5 protein-coding genes are annotated in these 6,715 nt (G+C 37.0%); 4 read left to right on the top strand and 1 reads right to left on the bottom strand.

The window, feature by feature from the left end; translation table 11 throughout:
- Nucleotides 1–250: 250 nt before the first annotated feature.
- Nucleotides 251–1,510 (top strand): M48 family metallopeptidase, encoded by a 1,260-nt coding sequence (locus ACFX4E_RS10810; RefSeq protein ID WP_098790804.1) that lies wholly within the window; start codon nt 251–253, stop codon nt 1,508–1,510.
- Nucleotides 1,511–1,902: 392 nt separating this feature from the next.
- Nucleotides 1,903–3,186, top strand: coding sequence for an isocitrate lyase (gene aceA / locus ACFX4E_RS10805; RefSeq protein WP_028407422.1), 1,284 nt, complete (start codon nt 1,903–1,905; stop codon nt 3,184–3,186).
- A 196-nt stretch (nt 3,187–3,382) separates the two neighbouring features.
- On the opposite strand, the gene ACFX4E_RS10800 is transcribed toward aceA, so the two are convergent.
- Entirely contained in the window at nt 3,383–3,619 is a 237-nt protein-coding gene (locus ACFX4E_RS10800) for an IDEAL domain-containing protein (RefSeq protein ID WP_013055344.1), read from the bottom strand.
- Nucleotides 3,620–3,795: 176 nt separating this feature from the next.
- Here ACFX4E_RS10800 and ACFX4E_RS10795 point away from each other — a divergent pair, with 176 nt between their 5' ends.
- Together ACFX4E_RS10795 and ACFX4E_RS10790 are read left to right on the top strand one after the other, a co-directional pair.
- Nucleotides 3,796–5,775, top strand: a complete 1,980-nt coding sequence (locus ACFX4E_RS10795) for a S9 family peptidase (RefSeq protein ID WP_377237316.1) — start codon at nt 3,796–3,798, stop codon at nt 5,773–5,775.
- A 162-nt stretch (nt 5,776–5,937) separates the two neighbouring features.
- Complete coding sequence (locus ACFX4E_RS10790; RefSeq protein ID WP_013081701.1) at nt 5,938–6,555, top strand: TVP38/TMEM64 family protein; 618 nt, start codon at nt 5,938–5,940, stop codon at nt 6,553–6,555.
- Nucleotides 6,556–6,715 lie beyond the last annotated feature (160 nt).

Here is a 6,715-nt window from a genome sequence, read left to right as displayed (position 1 = left end):
CTTTCACGGCGGTAACACGGGTTCGAATCCCGTACGGGTCATCTTAAAAGCAGTTTGCATATGCAAACTGCTTTTTTTGTTTGTAAACAGAGTTTATTCTTTTGTCTAAACTCTATTTTTCGTTTTTCTATGATTTCCTCGTCTCAAATTACATTTCTTATAGCACATCTATAAACGCTTGTTCTAAATTTCGAAAAAAAACCTACAATAGTAATAGCGGCATACTGTTTGTACAAAAGGAGGGGAATGCGTGAAAAAAATTGTTTGGTGGTCCATCGGAGTTTTTCTTGTGTATGGAGCGTGTATTTGGGTGTATTTATTCTATATAAGCGATACCTCTATTCCACAATCATTAAAAGGCACCAGCGTAGACCCGGCTACGTTTATGAATGGACGAGAACTTATGTTAACCGAAAAATATTCAAAAATTAGAGATGCGCTCTTTTTTATCCGAATTCCATATGAGTGGCTAGGGTTTATTTTAATTTTAGTGTTAGGTGTGTCTAAGAAAGTTAATAAGTGGTCTAAAGATGTCAGCCGTTTCAGTCTTCTCCAAACTGCTATTTATGTATTTTGGTTATCCGTTCTGCTGCTGATTTATTCTTTTCCTATGGACTGGATTAGCTATAAGCTTTCAAAGGCTTATCATATTACGACGCAACCTTTCCAAGGATGGATGAAAGATCTTTTTACAGATTTTTGGGTGAACTATGCCACCATGTTTTTAGTGATTGCTGTGTTATATGCATTCATTCGTAAGTTTTCAAAAAGATGGTGGCTGTATGCGTGGCTAGTATCTATTCCATTTACACTATTTTTGACGTTTATTCAACCAGTGGTTATCGATCCGTTATATAACGATTTTTATCCATTAAAGAATAAAGAGCTGGAGACGAAAATTTTACATTTAGCAGACGAAGCTCATATACCTGCTAAGCATGTATATGAAGTAAACATGTCTGAAAAAACGAACTCCCTTAATGCATATGTGACGGGAATAGGTTCTAATTCAAGAATTGTGTTATGGGATACTACTCTTAATAAATTAACGGAACGTGAAATTTTGTTTATCATGGCGCATGAAATGGGTCATTATGTAAAGAAACATATTTATGTAGGGATTGCTTCAGCATTAGTTTTATCGATCGTAGGCCTATGGCTAACGAAACATTTAGCCGGCTTTGTGATTAAGAGATGGGGGAAAGCATTAAAAATTACTTCTCTTAGTGATTTAAATTCTTTACCGCTTATTCTACTTATTTTTTCTATTCTTACATTTGCTGTGAGTCCGTTAACAAATATGCAGTCGCGTCATCATGAACTTCAATCTGACACGTACGCTATGAACCTAACAGGAGATAAGCAAGCTGCTATTAAAACGTTTCAGGACTTAACGAAATCAGGACTATCTCAGGTAAATCCGCCGTATTTAGTGAAGATTTTCCGATATGGTCACCCAACAATACTGGAAAGAATTTTATTTGTTGAGAAGTATGAAAGAAATGAATAAGTGATATAAGAAAAAGTAAAGGATATATGAAGCCTTTTATACGTAAGTATTAATAGAAAAGCCTCCTTGCGAGTAGGAAAAAAATTCTAAAAGGAGGTTTCATTTTCGGAAGTACTGTTATATAATAACGTATGTAAAATAAAAACTGTTTTATAACAATAGGGAGGAATAGTTATTTGTGATTGAAAAGATAGCAGTCTAAATTTTCAGCGTATATTCACCTCAGCTAAGTCTTACTACATGTCCTTCAACTACTTACTTATTTCATCTACGTTCTTGCTAATATTATGGCAAACTGCTAATTTACTTCATCATGAAACAGACATATTCTAACTGCTGCGTTTTATATTTTTATGAATATAGAATTTTAAATTCATTAGGGGGTATAAAGAATGAAAGACATTCGTGTAAAAAACCTTGAAGAGAACTGGAAAAGCGATGAGCGTTGGAAAGGAATTGAACGTCCATATTCTGCAGAAAAAGTCATTGGGCTAAGAGGGTCCATTGATATTGAACACACGCTTGCTAGAAGAGGAGCCGAAAAGTTCTGGAACTTATTAAAAACAGAGCCATACGTTCATGCATTAGGAGCTTTAACAGGGAATCAAGCAGTACAACAGGTAAAAGCAGGATTAAAAGCAATTTACTTAAGCGGATGGCAAGTAGCTGCAGATGCAAATCTTTCAGGAAACATGTATCCTGATCAAAGTTTATACCCGGCAAACAGCGTGCCGCATGTTGTTAAACGAATCAATCAAGCGCTCCAGCGTGCCGATCAAATTCAGCATTTAGAAGGAGAAGGGGATATCGATTACTTTGCTCCAATTGTAGCAGATGCAGAAGCAGGGTTTGGAGGACAGTTAAATGTATTTGAACTCATGAAAGGAATGATTGAGTCGGGAGCATCTGCCGTACACTTTGAAGATCAATTATCCTCTGAGAAAAAGTGTGGTCATCTCGGCGGCAAGGTATTGCTTCCAACTCAAACCGCTGTGAAAAATTTGATTGCTGCTCGTTTAGCTGCTGATGTAATGGGTGTTCCAACACTTGTGATTGCTCGTACCGATGCTGATGCCGCTGATTTAATTACAAGTGATGTTGATCCTGTAGATCGCCAGTTTATTACAGGTGAACGCACCGCTGAAGGTTTTTATCGTACGAGAGCGGGAATCGATCAAGCTATTGCTCGTGGCTTAGCATATGCTCCGTATGCTGATTTAGTATGGTGTGAGACGTCTGAACCAAACTTGGAACAAGCACAAAAATTTGCAGATGCTATTCATGAAAAATTCCCAGGTAAAATGCTTGCTTATAACTGTTCACCATCTTTCAACTGGAAGAAAAAATTAGATAAGAAAACGATTGAAAAATTCCAAAGAGAAATCGCAAAAATGGGCTACAAGTTCCAATTCGTTACGCTTGCTGGCTTCCACGCTTTAAACCACAGCATGTTTGAGCTGGCACGAGGATATAAAACAAGAGGAATGGCAGCTTATTCAGAGTTACAAGAAAGAGAGTTTGCTAGTGAAGTAAATGGATATACAGCTACAAGACATCAGCGTGAAGTAGGAACGGGCTATTTTGATGAAGTGGCACAAGTAGTTTCTGGTGGGACTTCTTCTACAACAGCTTTAAAAGGTTCCACAGAAGAAGAGCAGTTTCAGACGCATAAATAACAAAAAAATCTATGAGTGGAACGGTCGGTTACTTCCACTCATAGGAAAAACCCTAACAAAAAAGATTCTTACAGATGTAAGAATCTTTTTTTATGTAGTAAACACGATTTAACAGACAGCTGTTCTTCCTGAGAAGAAAGGATCTGCCTGTTAAACGTACATATAAATCATTAACATGAATTAAGTTATTAAAATATTAAGTAGATGTTTGAAGCAGGGATTGGTACTGTGCTGATAACTCATAAAAAGCAATTTCATCACGTTGATCTAATGCCGTGTTAATGTTTGTTTCTAACAGTTCTTTTTGACGCTTAAAAAGCGATTCATCAATTACCATTTCGATATAAACATCCAACATACTCACAGTATCAATTACTTTTTTCTTGCGAGCGAGGGACTTCATCATTTCCGTGTACGATTTTTCATTGTTCATACCTCATCACCTCTGCACCCTTTTTATTATTATATAGATTAAAAGAAGAAAAAACAACTAATTTTCTAAATTTTTAGATTTTTATTTTTAGAAATGATAAAGTAAGAGGGAAACGCTATTTTCGTTTTTATCGATTGACTATTTGATTTAAAAATGAATCCTTGGGGGCGAAGAAATTGAATGATTTAAAAAAGCGTACGGTAACGATAGAGGATTTGTATGAATTGAAGTCTGTTTATAATCCTCAGATTTCTCCAGATGGAAAAAGTGTAGTTTATACGGTTCGAAAAACGAAGAAAATAGAAAATGCGTATGAAACGCAGCTGTTTATGTTAGATCTTGAAACGAAAGAAACTAAGCAATTAACGTACTACAAAGGAAATAATCATTCTCCCGCCTGGTCCCCGGACGGCAAGTGGATTGCTTTTTTATCCGATCGCAGTCAAGCCGTTCAGCTCTACCTATTAGCAGCGACAGGCGGAGAAGCAGAAGCACTCACAGATCTTGAAAAAGGCGTTAGTAATCCGGTATGGTCTCCTTATAGTGATGAAATTATGTTTTCCACAAAAGTAGAAGAAAAAGCTGTAAGAGTTGAACAAAATCATGAACATCCCCCGCCGTATGAAGTGGAACGTTTACTGTACAAATCCGATGTTAGCGGTTATTTAAAAGGTGAATATACTCAAGTTGCTTTCGTTAAACTTAAAAATAAAGAAGTGACGTTTGTAACGGATGGACCTTATCATCACTCTGTAGGGTGCTGGGCCCCTGATGCAAGCTCAATTGTATTTTGCAGCAGCCGAGGAGAGAATCCGGATTTATCGCTAACGATGGATGTGTTTATTTTGCATCGTGATACTAAAAAATTAACATCTATTACAGCGGAAACAGGATATTTTCATCAAGTTTCGTGGTCACCGGATGGGTCATACATAGCATACATTGGAAATGAACGTACATACGGATCGGCTTCAATGAATGACATATATATTTATCAGATCTCTAACCAAAAAACAGTTTGTATCACTGCTGGTATAGACTTAGAAATAGGAGATATGGTAGCAGGAGATTTTCACTTTGGTAGAACCGCAGCGGGAATTATGTGGGGCAGTAATGAAGAATTTTATTTTGTCGTAAGTGAAAAGGGTTCTGTAGGCATATATAAAGGAACTGTGAATGGAAAGCTAGACTCTGTACTTATGGATAATGCTCACGTATATGAGGTATCTGTTCTTCCCAATTGTGAGGAAGCTATCGTGGCAATCAGTACATTTACACATCCCGGAGATCTTTATTCTCTAAATTTAAAAACAGAGGAATTAGTGAAGCTGACAAACGTTAATGACTCATTTTTAAAGCATGTGCAGCTCACACAAGCAGAATCTTTTTATGCCACTTCTACGGACGGTATAGATATCCACAGTTGGGTAGTAAAAGCTGCTGCTACTAATGATGTATCTCCAACCATTTTAGAAATCCATGGAGGTCCGCATCTTATGTATGGTCATACATTTATGCTTGAATTCCAAGTACTTGCATCAAAAGGGTTCAATATCCTCTTTTCTAATCCAAGAGGCGGCAGAGGATATGGTCAAGCATTTACAGATGCGGTTCGAGGGGATTACGGAGGCATGGATTATACGGATTTGATGGCAGTGACCGACGAAGCAGTTAAGCGCTACTCTTATATTAATGAAGATAAGCTTGGCGTAACAGGAGGAAGCTACGGAGGGTTTATGACAAACTGGATTGTAGGAAGTACAAATCGGTTTAAAGCAGCGGTGACGCAACGGTCTATTTCAAATTGGACAAGTTTTTACGGCGTTAGTGATATTGGCTATTATTTTACCGAATGGGAATTAAAAGCTGATATTTATGAAAATCCGGAAAAACTTTGGAACCATTCTCCGCTTCGTTTAGCGGAGAATGTTAAAACACCGCTGTTAATCTTGCATAGCGAACAGGATTACAGATGTCCAATTGAACAAGCTGAACAGCTTTATGTGGCCCTGAAAAGAAAAGATAAAGAAGTAGAATTTATTCGTTTTCCTCAGTCTAATCATGAACTTTCTAGAAGCGGTAAGCCTAATTTACGAACGGCGAGACTAAAATATTTAACAAGCTGGTTTAAACGGTATTTAAAACAGTCTCAGTAAAAAGTGCATGGCTGTTCAACCAAATATGTGTGTGTAAATAAAGGCTGTATGGCAAGCGTAAAAGGGCAGGAAAGGTAAAACGCTGTAAAACTTTTGTTTGGTAAAGGAAAGTAGTACAATAAGTGAAAAGTAGCACAGTTGTTTAAATAAGGAGAACATTCGATGGATTTTGAAACATTAAAGCATTATTTGACGTTAGACGGCGTCCTCGAGTTATTAAAACAATATCAATCATTTGGAATCATTCCAGGGCTGCTGTTGCCTATTTTAGAAGCGTTTATCCCTATCTTGCCGCTTTTTGCGTTTGTAATGGCCAATGCTGCCGCTTTTGGCTTATGGTTAGGTTTTTTAATTTCATGGGTTGGTAGCTGCGTTGGATCACTGCTTGTCTTTTTGATTTTTAGAAAATATGGACAGGCGAGGTTTTTACATTTCATCAGCCGGCATGCGCAAATTCGAAAGATTATGATTTGGGTAGAAAGACACGGGTTCGGACCGCTGTTTATTATGCTTTGTTTCCCTTTTACCCCGTCTTCGGCAATTAATGTAGTAGCAGGGCTATCACGTGTTAGTATGGCTCAGTTTATGCTGGCTGTATTAGCCGGTAAAATGGTGATGATATTTATGATGAGCTTTATTGGGGCCGATTTTGTTTCATTTGTGAAACAGCCTCTAAAAGCAGTACTTGTTTTAGTCATCATTTTTGTTCTATGGCTTGTTGGAAAACAAATTGAACGAAGGTTAAATGAAAAATCTAAAGTGAAACAGTATGACAAATAGTTTGTTTATATATAACAAATAGTGATGAAAGACTGCTTTTTAATAGGCAGTCTTTTGTTATACATACAGCCAAAAGGGGTATTGTAAACTATAGAAAAGCCTTTTCTTATAAGGATACAACAGCATTTTTGAAAGGACCTTAAAATTTTTCTTAAAGAAG

This window comes from Priestia sp. YIM B13491, from assembly GCF_042787605.1.
Classification (GTDB): Bacteria; Bacillota; Bacilli; order Bacillales; family Bacillaceae_H; genus Priestia; species Priestia megaterium_E.
This window is presented reverse-complemented; position numbering and strand designations above follow the sequence as displayed.